This window comes from Delftia sp. DT-2, from assembly GCF_028401915.1.
Taxonomy (GTDB): Bacteria; Pseudomonadota; Gammaproteobacteria; order Burkholderiales; family Burkholderiaceae_C; genus Comamonas; species Comamonas tsuruhatensis.
Genome location: NZ_JAQOTI010000005.1, coordinates 284,273 through 309,415 on the forward strand (window position 1 = coordinate 284,273; position 25,143 = coordinate 309,415).

The following is a 25,143-nucleotide window of genomic DNA, read 5'->3' on the forward strand; positions in this document are numbered from 1 at the left end:
AGCCCCAAATGACAGAGCACATGCTGCGGGTGCCGCGGGGCAACGTGTTCGCTGGGATGGGCTCCGGAAAAACGGCGGCGACCCTGGAGGCCCTGGCCACCCTGCTGCTGTTCGGGGTCGTCCGGCGCATCCTGGTCATCGGCCCGAAGCGCGTGGCGCGCGACACCTGGCGCGACGCCATCCGCAGCTTCGGCCAGTCCTTCGGCTGGATGACCATTGCGGTTGCCATCGGCGACGAGAAAAAGCGGCGCGCGGCCATCCAGGCCGGCTGCCACATCACCGCGATCAATTTCGACAACCTGGACTGGCTGGTCGACAACTACGGCCCGGACTGGCCGTTCGATATGGTGGTCGTGGACGAGTCCACCAAGCTGCGCGGCCTGCGCGTCTCCATCCAGACGCACAAGAAGTCCGGCAAAAAATGGCTGGCCGGCCAGGGCGCCAGCCGGGCAAAGGCCCTGGCGCGCGTGGCGCACACCCGGGTGCAGCGCTGGGTGAACCTCACCGGCACGCCGGCCCTGGCCGGCCTGGAAGCACTCTGGGGGCCAACCTGGTTCCTCGACGCGGGCCACCGCCTGGGCAACTCGTTCACGGCTTTCTCGCACCGCTGGTTTCGTTCGGTGCCCGGATCAGACCCACAAAAGCAGGTGATCGAGCCCATGCCCTTCGCCGAAGAGCAGATCCGCAACGCCATACGCGACATCACCCTGGTGGTCGATATCAAGGACTACGTCGACGTGGGCGAGCCCCAGGAGAACGTGATCTACGTGGACCTGCCAGCGCCAGCCCAACGGCAATACGACGAGATGGCGCGCGAGCTGGCCACCGAAATCGACGGCCAGGTGATCGAGGCGTTTTCGGCCGGCACGAAAAGCCAGAAGCTGCTGCAGATCGCCAGCGGCGCGGCCTACACAGACGACCAGGGCGCCTGGGCACTGGTGCACGACGAGAAGATCGAAGCGCTGAAGTCTGTCGTCGAAGAGGCCCTGGGCATGCCACTGCTGGTCTTCTACCACTTCAAGAGCGATCTCGCCCGAATTCGCAAGGCCTTCCCCAAGGCGCGCACGCTCGACGACAAGGGCGCCAAAGAGGACTTCGAGTCCGGGCACCTGCAGATGCTGGTCGTGCACCCGGCCAGTGCCGGCCACGGCGTCGACGGCCTGCAGCACGGCACCAGCCAGTGCGTCTTTTTCTCCACGAACTGGTCTGCCGAGAACGACGCCCAGGCGATCGAACGCATCGGGCCCACGCGCCAGATGCAGTCCGGGTACGACCGCCCGGTCACCGTCCATCGGATCGTGGCGCGCGACACCGTGGAAGAGTCCGCGATGTACCGGCTGCGCAGCCGGGTGTCGGTCGATGAGGCCCTGCGCCAGGGGCTGAAGAAATATCGCAAAACTTAGCGAAATACTTTCGCATTTCGCTTTGTTTTGCTAAACTGAATTTCGCATTCAACAAAGGAGGTGCGAAATGGCAGTTCAAGGCATAGAGCTGGCGGTTGGCCAGCGGTGGCGGACCCGAGGCGGGGCGGTGTTCGAAATCAAGGATGTGGGCAGTAGCTTCGTTCACGAAGGGTATCCCTACCCTGTCATGGGCAACTTCGTCGGCGCCCACCCCGGGCCCGCCCCCATCTACTGGACTGCTGAAGGCGGCAATCACCGCCAGCAGGCTTCGGGGCTGGATCTCGTCGAACTGATTAGCCAGCCTGCCCCCGCGCCAGTGCCCCAGGCGGTAGACCTCCCGGTCGAGAGCATCGAGCTGGCGGCAGCGGATCTTCCCGGCCGTGCTCCAGACATCCTGGAAACTGCAGCGGGCCACCTGCGGGACCGTGCAGCAACCTACGACAAACCCGAAGGCGAACGGTCGATGGCCCAGACCGTGGCCATCTTCAACCAGTTTCACGGCGCCAGCATGACGGAGGCCCAGGGGTGGCACTTCATGCAGATCCTGAAGGACGTGCGCCTCTTCACGCGCGACGGCTACCACCAGGACAGCGGCGAAGACTGCGTGGCCTATGCGGCTCTGAAGTGCGAGGCCAAGGCCCGTGAAGGCGGTGCCGCATGCTGATCACTGCCTTTGCCATCCTCAGCGGCGTGGCGCTGCTGTTCACTGGCTACCTGGCCGGCTTGGCCCGGGGCTCGGCCACCGGCCGCGATACCCAGTTGCTCGACTTCCTGGAGGCGGGCGGCTACTCCCTGCAGTGCCTGCGCGGCATGAATGGCGATGACGACACCTGGGCGGTGACCGATGGCGCCAAGGGTGTCATCGGCTCGCCGACCTACGACTTGCGCGAGGCTGTGGAAGCGGCGACGGGGAACGAACCGGAGACGACCCATGGCTGACGAAGCAGACATCACCGCCGACCGCGAAGAGCGCGAGGCCCCCATGCGCCTGGCAGCGAGCCGGCGCAACCCCGGCCCGGCTGCCAACGGCCTGTGCCACTGGTGCGACGAGCCTGTCGCCTCCGGTCTGCGCTTCTGCGACGCAGACTGCCGTGACGACCACGCCCGGGCGCAGCGGGCGAAGGGAGTGGCGCAATGACCATGAACCCCTGGCCGGCCTTCTTGGCGGCTCGTAAAGATGCGATCCACCATTACGTGGCCGAAGGCTGCACTTTCGCTGACATCGCCCACGCACTGAGTTTGCAGAATGCTGAGCATGCACAGCGCATCTACGAAGCTACGAAAAATGAAGCAGTGCCGCCGTCGAATGAGCGAATGGTTGGTGCAAGGCCCGAACTGGCGGCGCCCTATGGCGACCACAAGCGCGCTCTAGCGGCCGCGCAACTCCTGAACTCTGCTGCGGCGTTCTTTGCCAGCGAGGCGGACCACGGCATGCGCGGCGCTGTGAAATGGGTCGAAGGGGCCGGTGGTGCATTGGTCATTTTCACCCGGGGAGAATACCGCGAGCAGTTGCTGCGCGCTGTCGACGGGCCGGACGACCCGACGCACCGGTTCGCACCGGCGGAAAAGCCCGAAATCAGCGACGAGGCGATCAAGGAAGCTGCGCTGGCGGCTGGCGCGGCCAAGTTCTACCCGGACGCCCAATCCAAGAAGCCGTGGGCCGAGGAAGCCTTCTTGGTCACGGGCGGCTTTTTGCAGCGGTTTGTGAAGGCGATCTGCGCAAATTTTCCGGCGGATGTCGAGACGATCAAGAAGGCTGCCCGCTGGCAACCATCCACACCACTCGACAGCTGCACAGACCCCTACAACTGCGCCCGTTGCAAAGCGCACCCTGCGCACCGACAAGGGCTGCATCACGCAGGCATTTCCAGTTCATCCCGCAGGGAGGACAGCGAATCATGAAAGCCGCACTTACCTACGGGGGAGTCGCATTTTTCGCAGCCTGCATGCTTTCCAGTGGCGTCTCTACTCTCAGAGACATGCAGTGCCACGCCCGTTGGGCAAATTCAGGCTTCAAGGCGTCCTATTCCATAAGTACCGGGTGCCTCGTTCAAAAGCCCAACGGCCACTGGATTCCAGAGTCGGCAGTGCGGGAAACGGGAGTGTTGACATGACGAAATGCATCAATTTGCTGGATGACGACGGCGAGAACCAAGCCGTGCGCATGTTCCTGCTGCTGTACGGCCAGCCCGGGCTGACGGTGGCCAGAATGCGTGAACACATGGAGTCCGCCGGCTGGCCACAGGTGCCGGAATGGGCGACAAAGCCCGAGGCGCAGGGGCACCTCACCAAGGCTGGCGCCCAGTCCTGGCTTCGCCACCTGTTCGCGCTGGAAACACCCTACGTCGTGATACCCCCTCTATCGGAGGCCGACGACAACGCCGTATCCCTGCTTTCCATGGCCATGACCACGAAGCTGCGCAAGATGCGCGCCAAGGGCCGGGCCGGCTGGGATTCTGAAAGCTGCACACAGCAGCGCCTCTCCAACCTCCTGCGCGCGGCCGTGGAGAAAGGCGACACGGTGGACGTTGCCAACTACTGCGCCTTCTTGCTGGCCCGTGACGAAAGCATTCTCCCCCGGCGAACAGCCGAAGCCGGTGGCTGGATGGAGCAGCTGGGATTCGAGGTGCGACAGCACGATGACATGCTGCGGATCGTCGTAGACGACTGCGGCAACGAGCGCGAGTCCACGCTGACCGAGCGCGTGCTGTGGGATATGCTTATGGCCGCGAACGCCGAGTTCGTCTCAGCGCCCCGGGCGCCTGCAGAAACCGATAGGCACCACGAAGCTGTTCTGCGCCTTGAGGCAACGCAGGCTGCGTTGCAAGCCGTCATCGATGCCGTGCTCCCAGCGAACCTGCGTACACCGGGAGCGATGGACCGCATGGACGCCCCGTGGCCTGAAGCGGCTCGCGCCCTGTGGGGTGCGCGGCAGGACTGCGCTGCTGCCGGCGCCGCCGTATGAAGGCATTACCCGTGCGACTCATCCGCGGCCAGGGGTACGAGCCATGCGGTGCAGATGAAGCCACTCATGTGACGCTGCACCTCCCTGGCCCGACAGGCCGGCTTACCTTACCCGTTATGCTCAAGGGAGCACGCGAAGGCACGGGCTGCTGGTCTTGGAACGGTTCCACCGATGCGCCAACGCTCAGGCCCAGCGTGCTCACCACCAGTCACGAAGGATGGCGTTGCCACTCGTGGATCAACGATGGCAGCGCGCAATTCTTGGACGACTGCTCGCACCAATTGCGCGGCCAGACTGTCGCGCTGCTAGACGTGGCCCCAGCCTCAACAACACGATAGATCAAAGGAAAGAACCAGTGAACGCAGCACCTGCACCAGAGTTACTGCCCTGCCCTTTTTGCGGCGGCAGACAAACAATTGTCCAAGAGGGTATCAAGCCCTTTCCCCGCCTGAACTACAGGCAGCCAGAAAGCGTCACCGTTACGCACCGCTGCACCCCCTCGAATGGACTCCTGACGCGCGCAATCTCGTTCGCGGCTCGTGACCGCGCCAGCGCTATCTCCGCCTGGAATCGACGTAACGCACCAGAGCAGCCGCACTCGTTGTCAGCGGAATCAACGCCTCAAAATTCGGATTGACGGCTACGCCACGGCTACGGCGACTTAAAAATAAAAAAGCCCGCTACTTTTCAGCAGCGGGCTTTTTGTTCTAAGTTCTTGTTTTTATTCAAGAATTCTTTGGTGGGTCCTGCGAGATTCGAACTCGCGACCAACGGATTAAAAGTCCGCTGCTCTACCGACTGAGCTAAAGACCCGAACCACGCTTTGCATGCATCAGATGCTGCTCAGCGAAGACATAGATTCTAGCACCAAATTTTACGCCTCAATTCTTGATGCGGCTCAGTTGATCGATGATCCAGCCTGCGGCGCACTGGCCGAAGGTGGCGGTGACGGCTACCACCGAGCCGTAGCCATGGCAGTTGAGCGTGCCGTCGCCTTCGATGGCGCAAGAGGCATCGGGCGGGGCGACGGCCTCGCGGCTGAAGACGCAGGCGATGCCGATGCGCTTGCCTTCCTTGGGCGCGCCATGCTCGCGGCGCAGGCGGTAGCGCAGTTGGGCCAGCAAAGGGTCGTGCGTGGTGGCGCTGAGGTCTTCGATGTCCACCTTGTGCGCCAGGCGCTTGCCGCCGGCCGCTCCGACCGAAATGAAGCACTGGCGCGTGGCGCGCGCATGGGCGGCCATGGCAGTCTTGGCCTTGACCTGGTCACAGGCGTCGATGACGGCGTCCGCGTTCTGGGGCAGCAGGCGCAGCCAGTTGTCCGGATCCACGAAGTCGTCGATGCAGTGCACGCGGCAGGCCGGGTTGATCTGGGCAATGCGATCGCGCATGGCTTCGATCTTGGCCTGGCCCACGGTGGTGGAGAGCGCGTGAATCTGGCGGTTGATGTTGGACTCGGCGACATGGTCCATGTCGATGAGTGTGAGCTCGCCCACACCGCTGCGCGCCAGCGCCTCGGCGGTCCAGGAGCCCACGCCGCCGATGCCCACCACGACGACGTGCGCGGCGCGGATGCGCGCGGCGCCCGGCACGCCATACAGGCGCTCCAGGCCGCCGAAGCGGCGCTGCAGGTCGGCATCAGAAAAAACAGCGCCTGCTTCAGGCGCTGTCTTGTCTTCTCCCGGAAGGGATGAAGAGACCGTGTCGTTCATCACTTGAGACTGGCGAGACGGTTCTTGGCCGCGGCTGTGGCTTCGGCGTTGGGATAGGCCTTGATCAGGTCTTCCAGCGTCTTGCGCGCGCCCTTGGTGTCCTTCATCTCGATCTGGCAGTTGGCGATGGACAGCGCCGCCTCCGGCGCCCGGCCATGCATGGGGGCTGCCGCCAGCAGCGCGCGGAAGTTGGAGATCGCGTCCTTGTAGTTGCGATTGGCGTACTGCGCGTTGCCCAGCCAAAAGCGTGCCGAGGGCACGTAGCCGCTCTTGGGCCACTGGTTCAGGAAGGACGAGAATGCCGTGCCGGCTTCGGCAAAGCTGCCTGCGCGGAACTGCGCCAGCGCGGCTTCGAAGTCGCGCTTCTCTGCCGGGTCGGCCGCGAATTCCTGGCCGTCCACCGTCACCGTGACCGGCTCGAACTGGCGCAGGCGCTCGTCCACGCCCTTGGCGATGTCGCGCTGGCCGCGCTGCAGCTCGGCCACATCGCGCAGCAGCTGCTCGTTCTGGCCGCGCAGCTTGGCTTGCTCGGACTTGAGCTGCTCGATCTGCGACTGCAGTTCGAGCAGGCCACGGCGCGTTTGCGCGCTTTCCTCGGTCATGCGCTGCTGCGACTGCTGCATGCTGTCGACACGCTGGCGCATTTCGAGGATGGCGCGGCGCGCCTCGTCATCGCCGAACAGCGCAGCATGGCCGCTGGCGGCGTAGCCGGCCATCAGGCCGGCAGCCAGCAGCGTGCGCAGCGCGGTGCGATGCAGGATCGGGGAGCGCTGCATGTTCATCAACGGTAGGACAGTTCAGCGCGGCGGTTTTGCGCGTAGGCGTCTTCGGAATGGCCTTCGGAGGCAGGCTTTTCCTTGCCGTAGCTCACGGCTTCCATCTGCGCGTCGCTCACGCCCAGCAGGCCCAGCGAGCGGCGCACGGCTTCAGCGCGCTTTTGGCCCAGGGCCAGGTTGTATTCGCGGCCGCCGCGCTCGTCGGTGTGGCCTTCGATCTGGACCTTGCGTGCAGAAGACGCCTTCAGGAAGCGTGCATGGGCTTCGATCTGGGGCTGGGCGTCGGCCTTGACGACGTAGCTGTCGAAGTCGAAGTAGACGATGCGGCTGACGCCCTGGGGACCTGCCTTGTCGGCAGCCGAGCCGGTCAGGTCCACGCCCGAGATGCCGCTTTGCGAGGTGCTGCCGGTGCCGGCACCGCTGCCCTGGCCCGTGCTGGAGGCGCCCGCGTCGGTGACCGGGGTTTCGTCGAGCTTGACGCCCGAGCTGCAACCTGCCATGAGTGCGGTGACTGCAAGTGCCAGGGAAAGTCGTTTGATGGTGATCATGAAAAATCTCCGTATGTCCGGATGGACTTCGTGCTGAGTTGACTTGTTGACTGAAAAGAAATCGAGGAAGCCGGGCTATCACTGGCGCTGGAACGGACCCCAGTCGGGCTCGCGGATGTCTCCGCCCTGCCCTGCCAGCCGCGCCTTGATCTTGCCGTCCAGCGTGGTGGTCATCAGGGACTCGCGGCCCTGCTGCAGCGTGGCGTAGACGATCAGGCGGCTGTTGGGAGCGAAGCTGGGGCTTTCGTCCGCCGTGGTGTCGGTGATGGCATTCACGGTGCCGGTGCCCAGGTCCATGACGTGGAGCTTGAAGCCGCCGCCCACGCGCGAGATGTAGGCAAGCCACTTTCCATCGGGGCTGACACTGGGCGAGATGTTGTAGTTGCCGGTGAAGGTGACGCGCTCCGCGCTGCCGCCGGAGGCCGGCACCTTGTAGATCTGCGGGGCGCCGCCACGGTCGCTGACGAAGTAGATGGAGCGGCCGTCGCTGGAGAAGTTCGGCTCGGTGTCGATGCCGCTGCTTTGCATCAGGCGGCGGGGCTCGCCGCCCTGGGCGCTGATCAGGTACAGCTGCGAACCACCATCACGGCTGAGCGTGACGGCCAGCGAGTTGCCATCGGGCGCCCAGGCCGGCGCGCTGTTGGAGCCCCGGAAGTTGGCGACCAGGCGACGGCGGCCGCTGGCCACATCGTGCACATAGACCACGGGCTTGCGCGACTCGAAGGACACGTAGGCCAGCTGGGTGCCGGTGGGCGACCAGGCGGGCGAGATGATGGGTTCCGGGCTGGACAGGGCGGACTGCGCGTTCTCGCCATCGGCATCGGCCACCCACAGGCGGTAGTTGCTTCCTGCCTTGGTCACATAGGCGATGCGTGTGGAGAACACGCCTTTCTCGCCCGTGAGTTTCTCGTAAATGTAGTCGGAGATGCGGTGGGCCACCAGGCGCAGGTCGCCGGTGGTGACGGCAAAGCCCTGGCCGCCCAGGTCCTGGCCCTTGACCACGTCCCAGAGGCGAAAGCGCACGTCGTAGCGGCCATCGGCCAGGCGCGTGATGCTGCCCACGGCCAGGGAATCTGCGCTTTTCTGGCGCCACATGGCGACATCGGGGCGCGAGGTTTCATCGAGTTGCACGCCGGCCGTGTCCACGGCGCGGAACTGACCGCTGCGCTCCAGGTCGGCCTGGATGATGGCCGAGATCTTCTGGGGCGCCTGCCCTTCTCCCTTGAATGCTGCAATGGCGATGGGCAACTGGGTCAGGCCCACGCCCGTCACTTCGACGCGGAACTGGGCCAGCGCGGGAATTGCAGGAGTGGAGGCAAGAGCGGCCAGCAGGGTTCGGCGCGAAGGGCGCGGCACGGCCGCCAGGGAGGAAGGAGAAAGGAGTCGGTCAATAGTCATTGGCATTCATCAATATCTACGGGAAGACCCCGGTACTTGCACAGGTGCGAATGTTACACACACTGGATGCGTCACGATGTAAGAACGTGCACTGTAGGGTCTGTCGGCCCAGGCTTTGTCGATCCCCGCCAGCCGCATCGGTTCCCCATGGGGCAGCCCCAGGCAAGCCCGCCGTAAAATCCGCGCTTCATGCACGCACCATCCTCACCGCCGCCGGCCCCTGCGCCGTCCGCCGCACCGGCGGCCCATGATCTCGCCAGCACCCTGACCCTGTCGCAGCGCCTGAAGCGCCTGTCCCCCTATTTTGGTGGTCAGCGCCTGGCCTGGACGATGGCCGTGGCCGCCACGCTGGTGGGTGCGGTCACCGAGCCGTTGATACCGGCATTGCTGCAGCCGCTGCTGGACAGCGGCTTCACCGACGGCACGCTGCCCCTGTGGTCGGTGCCGCTGGCCATCATCGGCGTGTTCCTGGTGCGGGGCCTGTCGCAGTTCGTGGGCCAGTACGCGCTGGCGCGCATTGCCAACGAGGGCATGCTGGCGCTGCGCAGGCGCCTGTTCGAGCGGCTGCTGGCGGCCGACATGGCCTTGTTCTCGCGCCAGTCGGCCTCATCGCTGTCCAACACCGTGGTCTATGAGGTGCAGACCGGCTCCACCCTGCTGGTGCAGGCCATGCTGGGCATCTCGCGCGATGGCTTCACCCTGGTGGCGCTGCTGGGCTACCTGCTGTATCTGAACTGGCAGCTGACGCTGGTGGTGGCCGCCGTGGTGCCGGGCGTGGCCTGGATCATGAAGACGCTGTCGCGCCGCCTGTACCGCATCACCAAGATCAGCCAGGAAGCCACCGATTCCCTGGCCTACGTGGTGGAGGAGAACGTGCTGGCCCACCGCATGGTGCGCCTGCATGGCGCGCAGCAGGGCCAGCAAAAGCGCTTTGGCGGCCTGAGCGGGCAACTGCGCAAGCTGGCCATCAAGGCCACCATCGCCTCTGCCGCGATGACGCCGCTGACCCAACTGCTGGCCGCTGCCGCCCTGTCGGCCGTGATCTGCATCGCACTGTGGCAAAGCCGGGGCACGGGAGCCGCCGCGGCCAATGTGCAGGATGTGACGGTGGGCAGTTTCGCGGCCTTCATCACGGCCATGCTGATGCTGATTGCCCCCATTCGCCGCCTGGCCGATGTGGCCAACCCCATCACGCGTGGCGTGGCGGCGCTGGAGCGCGGCCTGCACCTGCTCGAAGGCTCGGGCGACGAGACCGGCGGCACCCAGGTGCCCGGCAAGGCGCGTGGCGAGATCGAGCTGCGCGACGTGTCCGTTCAGTTTGGCGAGGACAAGGCGCCCGCCCTGAGCCATGTGGACCTGCGCGTGCGCCCGGGCGAGGTAGTGGCCCTGGTCGGCCCCTCCGGCGCGGGCAAGACCACGCTGGTGAACCTGCTGCCGCGCTTTCTGCAGCCCACGGATGGGCAGTTGCTGCTGGACGGCACCCCCCTGCCCGAATGGGATCTGGCCGCCCTGCGCCAGCAGTTCGCCATGGTCAGCCAGGATGTGGTGATGTTCAATGACACCATTGCCGCCAATGTGGCACTGGGTGGCGTGGAAGACGAGGCACTGCTGTGGGCGGCGCTGGACGCCGCCAACCTGGGCTCGCACGTGCGCGGCCTGCCCCAGGGCCTGCAGACGGTGGTGGGCCACAACGCCAGCCAGCTGTCCGGCGGCCAGCGCCAGCGGCTGGCGATTGCGCGGGCGCTGTACAAGGATGCGCCGGTCCTGATTCTGGACGAGGCCACCTCGGCACTGGACAACGAATCCGAGCGCCTGGTGCAGGAGGCGCTGACACGGCTGATGCAGGGCCGCACGACCCTGGTCATCGCCCACCGGCTGTCCACCATCGAGCATGCCGACCGTGTGGTGGTGATGGAGCGCGGCCGCATCGCCGAGCAAGGCACGCATGCCGAACTGCTGGCGCGCGACGGGCTGTATGCCAGGTTGAGCAGGAACCACGCCACCTGAGCGGACAGGATTGGGGGCGGCCATGCCGCTTTCGCTTGCGGCTTGCAGCTGGCGGCTACCAGCTCCCGCGCGAGGGCTGGGTCTTGCGTTCGGCCTTGATGGCCTTGGTGAGTTTGTCGACCATGTATTGGCGGTCCACCTGCCTGGCGAAGTCGGCGGCGGTAAAGCCCCGCTGGTTGCGCAGGATGACGTCGGCGCCTTCGGCGATGAGCAGGTCCACCACGGCTTCGCTGCTGTACTGGGCAGCCAGCATCAGCGGCGTGGTGCCGTTGGGCGATTCGGCGTCGATGTAGGCGCTTTTGTCCAGCAGCAGCTTGATGATGTCCAGCGTTTGGGGCAGGTCGGCAGAGGTGGCGTAGTGCAGCGGTGTCCAGCCGGGGCGGTTGACATCGGCGCCCCGGCGTATGAGTTCCTTGGCCAGGTCCAGGTGGCCCTTGATGCAGGCCATCATCAGCGGCGTTTCGCCCTGCTGCGAGGCTTCGTTGACCTTGATGCCAGGGGACTTGAGCAGCACGTCGAAGACGCCCAGGGAGCCCTGGTGCAGGGCCGCAACCAGGCCCGGGCGGCCGCGCGTGTCGCGCGTGTTGGGATCGAAGCCGCGAAAGATCAGGTTGACCATGGCGCGCTCGTTGTCGCTGACGATGGCACGCACGTAGTCGTCGTACTGGCTGGCGTGCGCCAGCCCGGCACCGGCTGCAGCCACGGCCGTCAGGGCGCGGCCGGCCCGGGCCAGCCAGCGGCGACGGTCCACGCGGCCGACGGCCGCAGCATTCAGTCTCATGCGACAACCCCCTTGAAAAGCTGATCGAAGTTGGCACTGGTCAGGGCCGCCACCTCCTCGACCGGAATGCCGCGCACCTGTGCAATCTGCTGGGCCACGTACGGCACATACGACGGATTGTTGGTCTTGCCGCGATAGGGAACAGGCGCCAGATAAGGGCTGTCGGTCTCGATCAGCAGGCGGTCGGCCGGCACGAAGGCGGCCACGTCGCGCAGGTGCTGGGCGTTCTTGAAGGTGACGATGCCCGACATCGAGATGTAGTAGCCCAGGTCCAGCGCCGCGCGCGCGACCTCCATGGTCTCGGTGAAGCAGTGGAAGACACCGCCGGCCTGGCCTGCCGAGCCGTCCTCGCCTTCTTCGCGCAGGATGGCCAGCGTGTCGTCCGAGGCACTGCGGGTGTGGATGACCAGGGGCTTTTGCGTCTGGCGCGCCGCGCGGATGTGCACGCGAAAGCGCTCGCGCTGCCACTCCAGGTCGGCAATGGTGCGGCCGCCCTTGCGGTCTTCCATGCCGTAGTAGTCCAGGCCCGTCTCGCCGATGGCGACCACGCGCGCCAGCGCGGCGCGCTCCACCAGGTCGCCCACGCTGGGCTCGGTCATGTGTTCGGTGTCGGGGTGCACGCCCACGGTGGCCCAGAAGTTGTCGTGGTCCAGCGCCAGCTGGTGCACATCGCCGAACTCCTCCATCGTGGTGCAGATGCACAGCGCGCGGGTGACACGCGCGGCCGCCATGGCCTCGCGGATCTCGGGCAGGCGGCTTTGCAGCTCGGGGAAGTTCAGATGGCAGTGGGAATCGGTAAACATGGAATCTCGTGGTTCAGAAACAGCCATGCCGACCCGGGAGCTGTCCTCCCTGTCGGCATGCATGGCAGGCAGGTGCACCTGAAACAGGTGCAGCCATCAGACCGTCTGCGTGGCCTTGTCCGAGCTCAGCGCCGCGCCCAGGATGTTCTCGATCTTGGCCTTGAGCTCGGCGGATTTCTCGTCCTTGGGAAACTGTATGCCTATGCCCTGCGTGCGGTTGCCCGAGGCGCGTGCGGGCGTGATCCACGCCACGCGGCCGGCCACGGGATAGCGCTGGGGCTCGTCGGGCAGGGTCAGCAGCACGTAGACATCATCGCCAAGACGGTACTCACGCTGCGTGGGCACGAAAACGCCCCCTTCGGCGAACATGGGAATGTAGGCGGCGTACAGCGCGGCCTTTTCCTTGATCGCCAGTTGCATCACGCTGGGACGGGGTGTGGAGGGTGCGGTGCTCATGGATGGTTTGCAGACATTGGTTCGGTGAGCGGCCGGCGCAATCGGCACCGGGCCCAGGGCCGTAGGTTAACAGGCCGGGCTTTCATGTGGCGAAAAGCGCCTGGCCATGTTCTCCCGTGCCCCGCCCTTCATGCCCGGCGCTGGCGGGCAGGCTGGCCGGACATGAGCACGCGCCGCGCCTCTGCGGCCAGGGCTTCTGCCATGAGGCCTGCGTTGAAGGGATGGTCGGCCGTGCGCGCGGCCTGGGCCAGGGTTCGCGACCATTCGGAAAGCAGGCCTATGTCCAGCGGCCGCGAAGGCAGGTCGGCCGGCGTGAAGTAGCGCGGCGCGGCGCCTGCGGCCAGTGCCATCAGGTCGTGGCAGATCTTTTGCAAGGCCTCCACGGCATGGGGCGGCGCGTAGGCGGCCAGGGCCGCCACATCGCCCTTGGCCAGCGCACGCGGCAGCTGTGACCACGACGCCATGTCGCTGCCGCCACCGCTTTGCGCCAATGCCAGTGCATCGCCGGGCCGCCCGCCTGCTGCGCGCAGCGCCACGGCGGCCGCTTCAGGGGGCACGCCCTGCGTGTCCAGCCAGGAAAGGGCCTCTTGCTGATCCGGCCAGGCCATGGTGTGGATCAGGCAGCGGCTGCGAATGGTGGGCAGCAGCTGGTGCGATGCCTCGCTGGCGAGCACGAAACGCGCATCGCCGGGCGGCTCCTCCAGCGTCTTGAGCAGCGCATTGGCCGTGATGGCATTCATCTGCTCGGCCGGATAGACCAGCACGGCCTTGCCGCGCCCGCGCGCACTGGTGCGCTGGCAGAACTCCACGGCGTCGCGCATGGCCTCGACACGGATTTCCTTGCTGGGCTTGCGCTTCTTGTCGTCGATGTCGGCCTGGGCCTTCTCGGGCAGGGGCCAGCCCAGCGCCATCATCTGCACCTCGGGCATGAGCACGCACAGGTCGGCATGGGCGCGCACGTCGATGGCGTGGCAGCTGCCGCAGTGGCCGCAGGCCCCCTGGGGCGACGGCGACTCGCACAGCCAAGCACGCACCAGTGACAGCGACAGCGCGTACTGCCCCAGGCCCGAAGGCCCCTGCAGCAGCCAGGCATGGCCGCGCTGTGCGAGCAGGCGTGTGCGCTGTTCGGCAATCCAGGAGGTGTCGGTCTCGGCCGGCTGTGGCAGGGCTTCGTTCATGCCGCACCTCCCTGGCCGCCGACCATGATGGCCAGCCAGCCCCGGCGCACCATGACCTGCGTGATCTGCTGCCAGACCGCATGCCGGCTGGCGTTGGAGTCGATGCGGGCAAAGCGCTGGGGCGCTGCTGCAGCGCGCGACGCATAGCCCTGGGCCACGCGGGCGAAGAAGCTGCCGGGTTCGGACTCAAAGCGGTCCGGCACGCGGGCCGAGGCCAGGCGCTCGGCGGCCACCTCGGCGGGCAGGTCGAACCAGAGCGTCAGGTGGGGCTCGCGCAGCAGATCGGGCTGGGGGGCGGTGCCCGTCTGCACCATGCGCTCCAGCGTGGCCAGCGGCTGCAGGTCGAAGCCACGGCCTGCGCCCTGGTAGGCAAAGGTGGCATCAGTGAAGCGGTCGCAGAGCACGACTTCGCCGCGCGCCAGCGCGGGCTCGATCACCTGCACCAGGTGGTCGCGTCGCGCGGCAAAGGCGATCAGCGCCTCGGTCAGCGGGTCCATGGCGTCGTGCAGCATCAGCGCGCGCAGCTTTTCGGCCAGCGGCGTGCCGCCGGGCTCGCGCGTGAGCGTCACCGTGCGGCCCTGGTCACGGAAAGCCTGGGCCAGCGACGCGATGTGCGAGGACTTGCCGGCGCCATCGATGCCTTCGAAGCTGATGAACAGGCCGGCGGGGGTTGCATTGGTCATATGGAAAGAGAGGATACGCAAGCGCCGCGGGAACCGCAGCAGCCCTGGGGAATATCTCAGTGCTTTTGCTCAGGGCTTTTGCTGGCCGCGCTGGTAGCGGTTGACGGCGCGGTTGTGCTCGTCCAGCGAGGCACTGAAATGGCTGGTGCCGTCTCCGCGCGCCACGAAATACAGCGCCTTGGTCTGGCTGGGCTGCACGGCGGCCATGAGGGCAGCCTTGCCGGGCATGGCGATGGGCGTGGGCGGCAGGCCCGCGCGGGTGTAGGTGTTCCAGGGCGTGTCGGTCTGCAGGTCGCGGCGGCGCAGGTTGCCGTCGAATTTCTCGCCCAGGCCGTAGATCACGGTGGGATCGGTCTGCAGCAGCATGCCGATGCGCAGGCGGTTGGTGAACACGCCTGCGATCTGGGCACGGTCGGCCGCGCGGCCGGTTTCCTTCTCGACGATGCTGGCCAGGGTCAGGGCCTCGTCGGGGCTCTTGAGTGGCGTGTCGGCCGAGCGCAGCGCCCAGACATCGGCCAGGCGCCGGTCCATGGCATGCAGGGCCCGGCGCAGCACGGCCAGGTCGGAGCTGCCCTTGGCGTAGGTATAGGTATCGGGGAAGAAGCGGCCCTCCGGCGCCACCCCGGGACGGCCCAGGGCCTGCATCAGGGCCGCATCGTCCATGCCCGCGCTTTCCTGGCGCAGGAATTCCTCGCGGGCCAGGGCTGCGCGCACCTGGCGCCAGTTCCAGCCCTCGACCAGGGTCAGCGCCTTGAGCGATTCCTCGCCACGCGCGAGCTTTTGCAGCAGCACATAGGGGGTCAGGCCCGTGGTCAGTTCATAGTTGCCGGCCTTGATCTGCCGGTCCTGGCCCGAGACGCGGAACCAGGCGTACAGCAGCCGCGCATCGGTCTGCACCCCGGCCTTGACCACTTCGCGGGCGACGCCGCGCGGCGTGGTGCCGGGTTCGACCTCCAGCTCCAGCGTGGGCTGGGACAGCTGCAGGGGCTGGTTCAGCCACCACCAGCCGGCACCGGCCAGCACGGCTGCCAGCACCAGCAGCATCATCAAAGCGCGAAAGATAAAGCGCACAACCTCGGTCCAAGCAAGCAATAGAGCGGCTGATCATAATTCAGCCATGACCCAGCCTTTACTGAACGGCATCGCCCCCGTTTCCCATCTCGGCGTGATACGCGCCCTCGGCGAAGACGCCGCCCCATTCCTGCATGGCCAGCTGACCAACGACTTCGCGCTGCTCGATCTGCAGCATGCGCGTCTGGCGGCGTTCTGCACGGCCAAGGGCCGCATGCTGGCCAGCTTCATCGGCTTCAAGCGCAGCAAGGACGAGATCCTGCTGCTGTGCGACCGCAGCCTGCTGGCACCCACGCTCAAGCGCCTGTCCATGTTCGTGCTGCGCGCCAAGTGCAAGCTCAGCGATGCCACGGCCGACTTCACCCTGCTTGGCCTGGCTGGCGATGCCGCCGTGCAGGCCCTGGGCGCGGCCGCCGCACCCTGGACCAAGACGGACGACGGGGCAGCCAGCCTGATCGCCCTGCACCCGGCCGCCGGCCAGCCGCGCGCCCTGCGCGTGGCCCCTGTCGGTGCGCCCCTGCCCGAAGGCCCCGCACTCAGTGAGGCCGATTGGCTCTGGAGCGAAGTCGCCAGCGGCATCGCCACGCTGTCGGCACCCGTGGTCGATGCCTTCGTGCCGCAGATGCTCAACTACGAATCGGTGGAAGGCGTGAACTTCAAGAAGGGCTGCTACCCGGGCCAGGAGGTGGTGGCCCGCAGCCAGTTCCGGGGCACGCTCAAGCGCCGCGCCTACATCGCCCATGCCCAGCAGCCGCTGGCAGCCGGCATGGAAGTCTTCACGCCCGAGGATCTGGAGCAGGCCACCGGCACCGTGGTCCAGGCCGCCCCGGCGCCCGGCGGCGGCTGGGACGCCATTGTCTCCATGCAGATCAGCTCGGCTGAGCAGCGCCTGCTGGCCCACGCCGCCCTGGGCGAGGGCCAGCGCGCCGATGCCGCGCAGGCCGTGGCGCTGCAACTCAAGCCCCTGCCCTACGCGCTGCGCGAGGACATTTGAGATTTGGGCCTTGCACCGCCTGAGCTGCCTGCAGCTCAGGCGGTGAGCACTTTCCTCATGGTGATGTGGGGAATGCCGGCCTCTTCATAGGGCTCGCCCTCGGGCGTGAAGCCCGCGCGCAGGTAGAACGACTCGGCATGGCGCTGCGCGTGCAGCACGACTTCGCGGTCGCCGCGCTGGCGGGAGGCCTCCACCAGGCTGTCCAGCACGATGCGGCCCCAGCGGCCGCCGCGCACGCTGCGGTCCACGGCCATGCGGCCGATCCTGCCCGCGCCGGGGCTGTCGCTGACCAGGCGGCCGGTGGCAATGGGCTGGCCCAGGCCGTTGTAGACCACGGCGTGGCGGGCCACGGGGTCGAACTCGTCGATCTCGATCTCGCGCGGCACGCCCTGCTCGTGCACGAACACGGCCAGGCGCAGGCGCTCGGCGTCGCGGCCCAGGTCGTTCCAGCTGCCCGATGCCACACGCACCACGCTCTGGCCGGCCTCATAGGCGGTGAGCACGTCGCGCAGCTGCTGCGGCACGGGCAGCGGCTGGCGCGTGGTGGCATCGGCGAACACATAGACCAGTTCCACGGTGTTGAGCAGTTCCATGCCGCGGAAGATGCCGGCCTCGAACAACAGCGAGGTATTGCCCTGCCTGGCACAGCGTATGCCCACATGCAGCACGTCGCCCAGCGTGGCCGATGCGTGGTAGGTGGTGGTGGCCTTCTTGACGAACAGCTCGCCGCCCAGGGCCGCGAAGGATGACTCATAGGGCATGCCCAGCTGGCGCCAGTAGTCGGTGACGGCCACGTCGGCGTACATCAGGTAGTGGGCGTTGAAGACGATCTTCTGGGCGTCCACTTCGGACCAGCGCACTTCGATGCGTTGCAGCGTGCGGAAATCTTGGCGTTGCATGGGTTTTTCTCTCCTGTTGTCTTGGGTGTCTTGGGTGCCCTGGCTCTCAGGCCGCAAAGGCGTCGGCCAAGGCGCGCGCCATGTCGGCATGTGCACGGCGCGCTTCGGCAATGGCGCGGCCCATCTTGACGAATTCATGGGTCACGCCCCGGTAGATCTCCAGATCCACGGGCACGCCCGACATGCGCAGCTTGTCGGCGTATTCCACGCCCTCGTCCACCAGCGGGTCGCATTCGGCCAGGCCTATCCAGGCCGGGGCCACGCCGTCCACGTCAGGCGCCAGCAGCGGGGCGAAGCGCCAGTCCTCGCGGTCGGCAGGGCTGTTGAGGTACTGGGCGAAGAACCAGGTGATGGCGGGCTCGTCAATGACCAGCCCGTGGGCGAAACGGCGGTGCGAGTCGGTGTCCTGGTGGGCCGTCGTGCCCGGGTAGATCAGCAGTTGCAGGGCCAGCTTCAGGCCTGCATCGCGCGCATGGATGGCGCAGGCTGCGGCCAGCGTGCCGCCCGCGCTGTCGCCGCCCACGGCAAGGCGTGCAGGGTCGGCGCCCAGCAAGGCGCCCTGCGAAGCCAGCCATTGCAGCGCATCCCAGGCGTCGTTGTGGGCCGTGGGGAATTTGTGCTCTGGCGCGCGCCGATAGTCCAGCGAGACCACCATGGCGCCCGACAGATGGGCCAGCTGGCGGCACAGCACGTCGTGCGTGGCCACGCTGCCCACGGTGAAGCCGCCGCCGTGCAGGTACAGCAGCACGGGCAGGCCCGTGGCCGGCGTCTGGCTGCGCTCCACGGGCGCATAGAGCCGCGCAGGCAGCAAGGCGCCATCGCGCGCGGGAATCTGCAGGTCCTCGACACGCGGCAGGACGGGCTTGGGAATTTCGAGCACGCCGGCGCCCGCCTCATAGGCGGCGCGCGCACCCTCGGCGCCCAGCTGGTGCAGGGGCGTGCGCGCGGCGCGCTCCATGCGGCGCAGCACATCGCGCATCTGGTGGGTCAGGGACGCCGGCAGCGGCGTGGCATGGGGGCGGGATTCGGGCTGGGGCACGTTCAGGAGCAAGTTCAGGGACAGGTTCGATCGGAGCCATCTGGCAAGGCACGGCAGGCGCCGCGCAGCAGGCATTGTGCCGCGAGCACAAGGCCCTGGCAGCCATGCGATGGCAGTGCACGCCCGTGCTGTCGCCCCCGTGACCGCGCAGGCGCCCTCTCAGGGTTTGCTTTGTTTGCAGTGCAGCACGCGCGGTCTAGATTCGGCGCACTCCCCCTGATCCCCACCACGGGCCGCAGCGGCCCGCAACGAGTCACCGACCATGGCTTTCATCAACTACGTCACCCAGATCCAGTTTGACTTCGGCGCCGTGCGCCTGTTGCGCCAGGAGTGCGAGCGCGTGGGCATCACGCGGCCGCTGATCGTCACCGACCAGGGCGTCAAGGCGGCCGGCGTGCTGCGAAAGGCGCTGGATGGGCTGGGCGACATGCCGCACGCAGTGTTCGACCAGACGCCCTCCAACCCCACCGAGGCCGCCGTGCGTGCGGCCGCGGCAATCTACCAGGAGCAGCGCTGCGACGGCCTGATCGCCGTGGGCGGCGGCAGCGCCATCGACTGCGCCAAGGGTGTGGCGATTGCGGCCACGCACGAAGGGCCGCTGTCGCACTACGCCACCATCGAGGGCGGCTCGCCGCGCATCACCGAGCGCGTGGCACCGCTGATTGCCGTGCCCACCACGAGCGGCACGGGCAGCGAGGTGGCGCGCGGCGCCATCATCATCGTGGACGACCACCGCAAGCTGGGCTTTCACAGCTGGCACCTGGTGCCGCGCGCCGCCATCTGCGATCCGGAACTGACCTACGGCCTGCCCGCCATGCTGACGGCCGCCACGGGCATGGACGCCATCGCCCACTGCATGGAAACCTTCATGGCAGCCGCCTTCAATCCGCCTGCCGACGGCATTGCGCTGGACGGCCTCACGCGCGGCTGGGCGCACATAGAACGCGCCACCCGCAATGGCCAGGATGCCGAGGCACGCCGCCAGCTGATGAGCGCCAGCATGCAGGGCGCCATGGCCTTCCAGAAGGGTCTGGGCTGCGTGCACAGCCTCAGCCACAGCCTGGGCGGCGTGAACCCGCGCCTGCACCACGGCACGCTCAACGCCATGTTCCTGCCCGCCGTGGTGCGCTTCAATGCCGAGGCCGAGAGCGTGCGCGCCGAACAGCGCCTGCAGCGAATGGCCCACGCCATGGGTCTGGCCTCGGGCAGCGACATTCCCGAAGCCATACGCGACATGAACGCCCGCCTGGGCCTGCCCACGGGCCTGGCCGCCATGGGCGTGGAGCGCGCCCAGTTCGCGGCAGTGATCGGCGGGGCGCTCAAGGACCATTGCCACGGCACCAACCCGCGCCTGGCCAGCGCCGACGACTACGAGCAGATGCTGGCCACCTCGCTGTGAGCCGCCGTAGCCGCTGTGAGCGGGCTCAGTGGCCGGGCGGTGACTGCTCCGGTGACTGCTCCGGTGACTGCTCCGGTGGCGGCGCCGGTACAGACGTGGAAGCGGGAGCGGGAGCGGGAGCGGGAGCGGGAGCGGGAGCGGGAGCGGGAGCCGGCGCCGGCACTGCGCCGCTTTCCATCATGCGGCGCACTTCCACGGTCTGCATCAGCTGCTCGGCCATGACGGCCAGCAGCTCCAGATCTGCCGGCGAGACCTCGCGCGGTGCGTCGTCCATGATGCAGAAGCTGCCCAGCACCGCACCGTGGCGGTTCCTGAGCGGCACGCCTGCGTAAAAGCGCAGCCGCATGGCCTGCAGTGCGGGGTTGCCGGCAAACCGGGGGTCGCGCGCTGCGTCGTGCACCACCAGGGGCTCGCCGCCGTGCACCACATACGAGCAGATGGACTGCCCGCGCGGCATCCCGGCCGATGCGGGGTCGCCCTGGTCCGCCACCAGCAGGCTGCCGGGCGTGTGCACGCGGTCGGCATCAACCCATGAGACCTGGGCCCATTTCACGTCGAAGGCATTGGCGGCCTGCTGGGCTGCCTCGTGGTACAGCGGCGGCAGGCCGGGCCCGAGCACGCCGCTGTCGCGCAGCTGGCGCACGCGCTGCTCATCGTCATCGGGAATGGGCGCGGCCAGGCCCTGGCCTGCCGCGTCGGGCAGGCGCAAGGCGTCCACCCACAACTGCAGCTCGCGCAGGCTGGACACGCAGGCGGCGGCGCCGCAGCGGCGCGCGAACTCGGGGTCGGACACCACGGCCGGCGCATTCCACAGCGCCAGCACCACGCGCAGATGCGGCCAGTGGCGGCGCACCCGCCGCATGATCTGGCGCGCCACGGTCTGGGGCTGGGCGCTGAAGACCGAGAGCACCAGCAATTGCGCCTCGGCAAGGGCCTGTGCGCCTGCGTGGCCCTGCGGCAGGCCGCCGCCCTCGCCCTGCCCCAGCTGGCGCCATTGCGGATCGGCCGCCAGCGCCCAGTCCGAGCAGCTGACCACGTGGCCGCGCAGCGCCTCGCTGTGCGCCACCATGGCCGCTGCCAGGGCATCGACCTCCCAGCGCGCACCCACGCAATGGATGCGCAGGGCCCGCGAGGACAGGTCTGCAGGCGCGGGATGGCTTTCGCGCAGCTCCTCGACCAAGGCATCCATGCCGCTGGACAGGCGCAGCCGGTGCTCGGCCGTGGCCGACTCCAGGTGCTGCTGGGTGGCCAGGCGCAGCGCGGGGATCGCCACCTCGTCATAGAAGCCGGCCACTGCGGCCGAGCGTTCGTCCGCCGAGGCCCGCGCCGGCAGCCTTGCGTCCACCAGTTCATGCGCCAGCGTGACCGCATCTTCCACATCGTCGGCCAGCAGGCGCTGGTACAGCCGCTGGGCCGGACCCAGCACGGGGGAGCTGCCCAGCAGCACCTCCATGAACTGCAGCGCCGGTATGTAGCGGCCCAGCACCAGCAGGCAGACCGTGAGCGGCGTGGACAGGATCAGCCCTATCGGCCCCCACAGCGCCGTCCAGAAGGTCGCGGCCGCAATGATGGACAGCGTGGACAGGCCCGTGCTGCTGCCATACAGCCAGGGCTCGATGAGGTTGTTGCTGATCAGCTCCAGCGCCATGATCAGCCCCAGCGTCATCAGCAGCATCTGCCAGCCCGGATCCACCGCAAAGGCCAGCGCCAGCGGGAAGGCGGCAGAGATCATGGCGCCCACATAGGGAACGAACCGCATGATGGCCGCCAGCACCCCCCAGAGAATGGCGCCCGGCACGCCGATGAACCACAGCCCCGCCGCCATGGGCAGTCCATAGGTGATGTTGACCACGAACTGCATGCGCAGGTACTTGCCTATGCGCTGCGAGGCCTCGTCCAGCGCGTCGGTGGCCACATGCAGGTTGCCGCCCATCAGGCGCAGCAGCCGGTCGCGCAGGTCATCGCGGTCCAGCAGGATGAGGATCACGAACAGCAGCACGATGCCGGCCGTGGTCACGGGCTCGGCCACTCGGCCCAGCCACTGCAGCATGCGCGCCGTGGGCTTTTGCTCGGGCGACTGGATCTCCACCTTCTGCACGCGGGGCGTGGTGGCGCCGCGGGAGATCTCACGCTCCACCGTGTCATAGGTGCGCAGGGCGCCGTCCCAGGCGCTGGGCATGTTGGCATTCCTGCGCAGGCTGCGCAGCTTGTCGCGGATGGTGCTCTGGTAAGTGGGCAGGTCGGCGCTGAGCTGCTGCACCTGGCTGCCCAGATAGGTACCCATTCCGGCCAGCGTTGCCAGCGCCATGACCACCACCAGCAGCGTCGCCGCCATGCGCGGCAGGCCCCAGCGCCTGAGCCGGGAGACCGCAGGATCGAGCAAAAAGCCGAACAGCAGCGCCAGGGCCAGCGGAATCAGCAGTCCCTGCCCGAAATACAGGCCCGCGATGATGATGCTGGCCACCAGCAGGCCGGTGAGCAGGCGCAGCGCAGGCACCATGTCGGCCAGCTGTGCCAGGCCCGGCAGGGCCGAACGCACGCTGCGTGCGAAAGCCGCGTCGGCAGCGGCCGCGTTGCCGGCCGCATCGGCTGCGGCGTTCTCAGCGCCTGGTTTTCTGGAAGGCGCTGGTGTGAGGTCGGGATGTGGATTCATGGGGGGACAGGCATCAGGGCTTGGATACGTGCGTGGATGCTGCCGCACTTGCGCCCATCGTGGGATTGCACAGCGCGCTGCGGGCCGGCCCTGTCAGCGGGCACCGCAATCGCTGGAACTCCGCCGCCGCCGCTGCCACAGCGCGCCAGCTCACCAGCGCACACGCACCACCGTGCCGCCGCCAGCACGCGGCGCCAGGTCCAGCGTAGCCCCTATGGCGTGGGCACGGCGGTGCATGCCTGCCAGGCCCATGCCCTGCGCCTCATCGGGTGTACGCGGCGGCAGGCCGCGGCCGTCGTCTTCCACGCGCAACTCCCAGCGCAGCTCGCGGCGCGCGCCGGGATGGGCGCCGTTCGCCCGCGCAATACCCGGCTCCAGGGGCTGCAGCACCAGCCACAGCGTGCTGGCCTGTGCGTGCTGCAGCACATTGCTCACGGCCTCCTGGGTGATGGCAAGCAGGTGCTGGGACGACTGGCCTCGAGGAAGATCGGGCAGATCGGGCAGGCCCGGCTCGGACTGCGGATCGGCCACGCTCCAGCGGATCTGCATGCCACGGCGGTCCAGCACGGGCTGCAGCCGGTGGCGCAGGCGCGCCAGGCGCACGGGCAAGGCGTCCTCCACGGCGTCCATGGCGTCCACCAGCAGGCGCAGGTCCAGCAAGGCCTGCTCCAGCAACTCCTGCGCCTGGCGCTGCCGGGTTTCGCTCGGCTCCAGCAAGGCCATGGCATTCACCAGAAGGCCGCCCACGCCGTCGTGCAGATCGGCGGCAATGCGCCGGCGCTCGGCCTGCACCTCGCGCGAAGGCCGGGGGCTGCGCCTGCGCCGCCACAGCAGGAGCCTGCGCAGGCGCGAGGCACCCATCGCACACAGCAAGGCCGTCAAGACCAGCAGGGCCAGGCTGCACAGGCGAAGCCACAGCGGAGCCTGGTCGCCCTGCTGCCAAAGCCAGGCGCAAAGCGCCAGCATCTGCAGCAGGCCCAGTGCCAGGCAGACTGCCAATGCGCGAAGGGAGTCCTTCATGGCCATGCGGTGGGAAGCGGCGGCGGGGCGGGCCGCACGGGCCCCTGCGGCGCCAGCCAATCAGAACAGGCCGCGCAGCGATGCAAAGCGCACCGCCTGGGCGCGTGTGCGCACCTGCAGCTTGCGGTAGATGTTCTTGATGTGCGTGTTGACCGTCATGGCGCTGATCATCAGGCGCGAGCCGATCTCGGCGCTGGTGTAGCCGCTGGCGACCATGCGCAGCACCTCGCGCTCGCGGGTGGACAGGCGGTCCGCCTCGTCGGGCGAGCGGCGCTTGGGCTCGGCGCCCTGGGTCTTGTCGAAGCGCTGCAGCAACCTGCGCGCCAGGCTGGGAGTGACGGATGCGCCGCCATTGGCCACCTGCAGCACGGCCTGGGGGTAGTTGCCGAACCAGGAGTTCTTGACGAGGTAGCCCGTGGCACCCAGCTCGAAGGCGCGCAGCACCTGCTCGTCGTTTTCCATCACGGAGATGATGACGGCCTCGGCCGTGGGCCGCACGGTCTTCATCATGTCCAGCAGCTCGAAGCCCTCGCCGTCGCCCAGGTTCAGGTCGACCAGCATCACGTCGAACTCGTGCTGGCGAATGGCCTTTCGACCCTCTCGGACACTTCCGGCCTGGGCCACGACCAGGGTGCGCGGGTCGTTCATGATTTCCTGGGCAATGACCATGCGGATGTGGGCATCGTCATCGACCAGCAGCACGCGCACGGGCTTGTCGGGCTGGCCGGCCAGATAGTCTGGCCACATGGCGGAACTCAGGCCCGTGCCCAGCATGGCCTGGGCGCGCGAGGAATCGGCGATCAGGGGACGGGCATCGGCGGGAACGTCGGATGGATTCATGCTGTTCTCCTCAAATGTCACGTCATGTGTATGACGCAACCGATCACATACGCGCCTTTCACATTAAGAGAAATCGCCACCGATATCCACAATCTTTGACGAAGTTTGTGAAAGATTGCGTAGCTTGCAAATTAACACATTTGTGTGAGAAGCCGGGTCCGTACTTTCTTGATCACCTGACCGGCAGGCCTGTCGGGCCTGGCAGGCCATGCCCTTCCCGATGCCCGCCATCCTCCCCTTGATCCAGCCTCATAACAGCCCCCGGTTCAACGCCTTCCTCCTGCGCCTGCACCGAGCGTATGCAATTCGATACACCGGGTTGTCTGGATGGCCCCATGCCCGCCGGATCAACGACCTGAAGCGAAGCTGCAACTGCAAATTTTCTGTCGTTACACCTTGAAACTACCCAACTCCATTCACCTCCCAATGCCGCTGCTTTAACGCGATGCAGCCCGCCAGCCAAAGGTTTGCACGGGTAAGTACCCGCCACGTGGATCAGCGCTCACGGCTACCCCGTACAA

General features: G+C 67.4%; 26 protein-coding genes and 1 tRNA gene. 11 read left to right on the plus strand and 16 right to left on the minus strand.

What is annotated here, in order from left to right; translation table 11 throughout:
- The first annotated feature begins 56 nt into the window (after positions 1-56).
- The 8 genes from PO605_RS10845 to PO605_RS31020 all read left to right on the plus strand — a co-directional run bounded on the left by PO605_RS10845 (position 57) and on the right by PO605_RS31020 (position 5,005).
- Complete coding sequence (locus PO605_RS10845) at positions 57-1,403, plus strand: ATP-dependent helicase (protein WP_272206479.1); 1,347 nt, start codon at positions 57-59, stop codon at positions 1,401-1,403.
- A 67-nt stretch (positions 1,404-1,470) separates the two neighbouring features.
- Positions 1,471-2,067, plus strand: coding sequence for a hypothetical protein (locus PO605_RS10850; RefSeq protein ID WP_272206480.1), 597 nt, complete (start codon positions 1,471-1,473; stop codon positions 2,065-2,067).
- Positions 2,061-2,342 (plus strand): hypothetical protein, encoded by a 282-nt coding sequence (locus tag PO605_RS10855; RefSeq protein WP_272206481.1) that lies wholly within the window; start codon positions 2,061-2,063, stop codon positions 2,340-2,342. Before PO605_RS10850 ends, PO605_RS10855 begins: the two co-directional genes overlap by 7 nt.
- Entirely contained in the window at positions 2,335-2,541 is a 207-nt protein-coding gene (locus PO605_RS10860; RefSeq protein WP_012205240.1) for a hypothetical protein, read from the plus strand. The genes PO605_RS10855 and PO605_RS10860 overlap by 8 nt, the downstream gene beginning before the upstream one ends.
- Positions 2,538-3,305, plus strand: coding sequence for a hypothetical protein (locus tag PO605_RS10865; protein WP_272206482.1), 768 nt, complete (start codon positions 2,538-2,540; stop codon positions 3,303-3,305). Before PO605_RS10860 ends, PO605_RS10865 begins: the two co-directional genes overlap by 4 nt.
- Before the next feature lie 208 nt (positions 3,306-3,513).
- On the plus strand, positions 3,514-4,368 hold the full coding sequence (locus PO605_RS10870; RefSeq protein ID WP_272206483.1) for a hypothetical protein: 855 nt from the start codon (positions 3,514-3,516) through the stop codon (positions 4,366-4,368).
- A 116-nt stretch (positions 4,369-4,484) separates the two neighbouring features.
- Positions 4,485-4,706, plus strand: coding sequence for a DUF6527 family protein (locus PO605_RS31015; RefSeq protein ID WP_151019427.1), 222 nt, complete (start codon positions 4,485-4,487; stop codon positions 4,704-4,706).
- A gap of 17 nt (positions 4,707-4,723) precedes the next feature.
- Positions 4,724-5,005: a Lar family restriction alleviation protein gene (locus tag PO605_RS31020; protein ID WP_191625502.1), complete on the plus strand. Its 282-nt coding sequence runs from the start codon at positions 4,724-4,726 to the stop codon at positions 5,003-5,005.
- Positions 5,006-5,105: 100 nt separating this feature from the next.
- On the opposite strand, the gene PO605_RS10875 is transcribed toward PO605_RS31020, so the two are convergent.
- From PO605_RS10875 to tolB, 5 genes are all read right to left on the minus strand, one after another.
- Positions 5,106-5,181: transfer RNA gene (locus PO605_RS10875), tRNA-Lys, on the minus strand.
- A 68-nt stretch (positions 5,182-5,249) separates the two neighbouring features.
- Positions 5,250-6,077, minus strand: a complete 828-nt coding sequence (locus PO605_RS10880; RefSeq protein ID WP_047472114.1) for a tRNA threonylcarbamoyladenosine dehydratase — start codon at positions 6,075-6,077, stop codon at positions 5,250-5,252.
- Positions 6,077-6,859, minus strand: coding sequence for a tol-pal system protein YbgF (ybgF, locus tag PO605_RS10885; RefSeq protein WP_034363943.1), 783 nt, complete (start codon positions 6,857-6,859; stop codon positions 6,077-6,079). Before ybgF ends, PO605_RS10880 begins: the two co-directional genes overlap by 1 nt.
- The gene (pal, locus tag PO605_RS10890; RefSeq protein ID WP_016446824.1) at positions 6,859-7,401 is read right to left on the minus strand and encodes a peptidoglycan-associated lipoprotein Pal; all 543 of its coding nucleotides are present in this window, start codon (positions 7,399-7,401) and stop codon (positions 6,859-6,861) included. Before pal ends, ybgF begins: the two co-directional genes overlap by 1 nt.
- 78 nt (positions 7,402-7,479) lie before the next feature.
- The gene (gene tolB / locus PO605_RS10895; protein ID WP_016446823.1) at positions 7,480-8,799 is read right to left on the minus strand and encodes a Tol-Pal system beta propeller repeat protein TolB; all 1,320 of its coding nucleotides are present in this window, start codon (positions 8,797-8,799) and stop codon (positions 7,480-7,482) included.
- Between the two features lie 189 nt (positions 8,800-8,988).
- On the opposite strand from tolB, the gene msbA reads away from it, so the two are divergent.
- Complete coding sequence (gene msbA, locus PO605_RS10900) at positions 8,989-10,806, plus strand: lipid A export permease/ATP-binding protein MsbA (RefSeq protein ID WP_016452860.1); 1,818 nt, start codon at positions 8,989-8,991, stop codon at positions 10,804-10,806.
- A gap of 55 nt (positions 10,807-10,861) precedes the next feature.
- Here the strand turns inward: msbA and PO605_RS10905 are convergent, their stop codons facing one another.
- From PO605_RS10905 to mltG, 6 genes are all read right to left on the minus strand, one after another.
- The gene (locus PO605_RS10905; RefSeq protein ID WP_016446821.1) at positions 10,862-11,587 is read right to left on the minus strand and encodes an ankyrin repeat domain-containing protein; all 726 of its coding nucleotides are present in this window, start codon (positions 11,585-11,587) and stop codon (positions 10,862-10,864) included.
- Entirely contained in the window at positions 11,584-12,390 is an 807-nt protein-coding gene (locus tag PO605_RS10910) for a TatD family hydrolase (protein WP_016446820.1), read from the minus strand. The genes PO605_RS10905 and PO605_RS10910 overlap by 4 nt, the downstream gene beginning before the upstream one ends.
- Positions 12,391-12,486: 96 nt before the next feature.
- Positions 12,487-12,846, minus strand: coding sequence for a PilZ domain-containing protein (locus PO605_RS10915; RefSeq protein ID WP_016446819.1), 360 nt, complete (start codon positions 12,844-12,846; stop codon positions 12,487-12,489).
- A gap of 128 nt (positions 12,847-12,974) precedes the next feature.
- Positions 12,975-14,024, minus strand: coding sequence for a DNA polymerase (locus PO605_RS10920; protein ID WP_034363947.1), 1,050 nt, complete (start codon positions 14,022-14,024; stop codon positions 12,975-12,977).
- Positions 14,021-14,707, minus strand: coding sequence for a dTMP kinase (gene tmk / locus PO605_RS10925; protein ID WP_016446817.1), 687 nt, complete (start codon positions 14,705-14,707; stop codon positions 14,021-14,023). Before tmk ends, PO605_RS10920 begins: the two co-directional genes overlap by 4 nt.
- Before the next feature lie 69 nt (positions 14,708-14,776).
- Positions 14,777-15,778, minus strand: a complete 1,002-nt coding sequence (gene mltG / locus PO605_RS10930; protein WP_082001625.1) for an endolytic transglycosylase MltG — start codon at positions 15,776-15,778, stop codon at positions 14,777-14,779.
- A 46-nt stretch (positions 15,779-15,824) separates the two neighbouring features.
- Between mltG and ygfZ the strand changes: the two genes are divergently transcribed.
- Entirely contained in the window at positions 15,825-16,772 is a 948-nt protein-coding gene (gene ygfZ / locus PO605_RS10935; protein ID WP_047474069.1) for a CAF17-like 4Fe-4S cluster assembly/insertion protein YgfZ, read from the plus strand.
- 35 nt (positions 16,773-16,807) lie between these two features.
- Here ygfZ and PO605_RS10940 read toward each other — a convergent pair whose 3' ends face one another.
- Entirely contained in the window at positions 16,808-17,671 is an 864-nt protein-coding gene (locus tag PO605_RS10940; protein ID WP_013802704.1) for a YbgC/FadM family acyl-CoA thioesterase, read from the minus strand.
- A gap of 46 nt (positions 17,672-17,717) precedes the next feature.
- Positions 17,718-18,722: an alpha/beta hydrolase gene (locus tag PO605_RS10945; protein ID WP_272206484.1), complete on the minus strand. Its 1,005-nt coding sequence runs from the start codon at positions 18,720-18,722 to the stop codon at positions 17,718-17,720.
- A gap of 250 nt (positions 18,723-18,972) precedes the next feature.
- Between PO605_RS10945 and PO605_RS10950 the strand changes: the two genes are divergently transcribed.
- Positions 18,973-20,109, plus strand: coding sequence for an iron-containing alcohol dehydrogenase (locus tag PO605_RS10950; RefSeq protein ID WP_047472861.1), 1,137 nt, complete (start codon positions 18,973-18,975; stop codon positions 20,107-20,109).
- Positions 20,110-20,134: 25 nt separating this feature from the next.
- Here PO605_RS10950 and PO605_RS10955 read toward each other — a convergent pair whose 3' ends face one another.
- The 3 genes from PO605_RS10955 to PO605_RS10965 all read right to left on the minus strand — a co-directional run bounded on the left by PO605_RS10955 (position 20,135) and on the right by PO605_RS10965 (position 24,622).
- A complete protein-coding gene (locus tag PO605_RS10955) occupies positions 20,135-22,762 on the minus strand; it encodes an AI-2E family transporter (protein ID WP_272206485.1) in 2,628 nt (875 codons plus the stop codon).
- Positions 22,763-22,912: 150 nt separating this feature from the next.
- Positions 22,913-23,782: a sensor histidine kinase gene (locus PO605_RS10960; protein ID WP_223275273.1), complete on the minus strand. Its 870-nt coding sequence runs from the start codon at positions 23,780-23,782 to the stop codon at positions 22,913-22,915.
- Between the two features lie 60 nt (positions 23,783-23,842).
- Positions 23,843-24,622, minus strand: coding sequence for a LuxR C-terminal-related transcriptional regulator (locus tag PO605_RS10965; protein WP_016446810.1), 780 nt, complete (start codon positions 24,620-24,622; stop codon positions 23,843-23,845).
- Positions 24,623-25,143 lie beyond the last annotated feature (521 nt).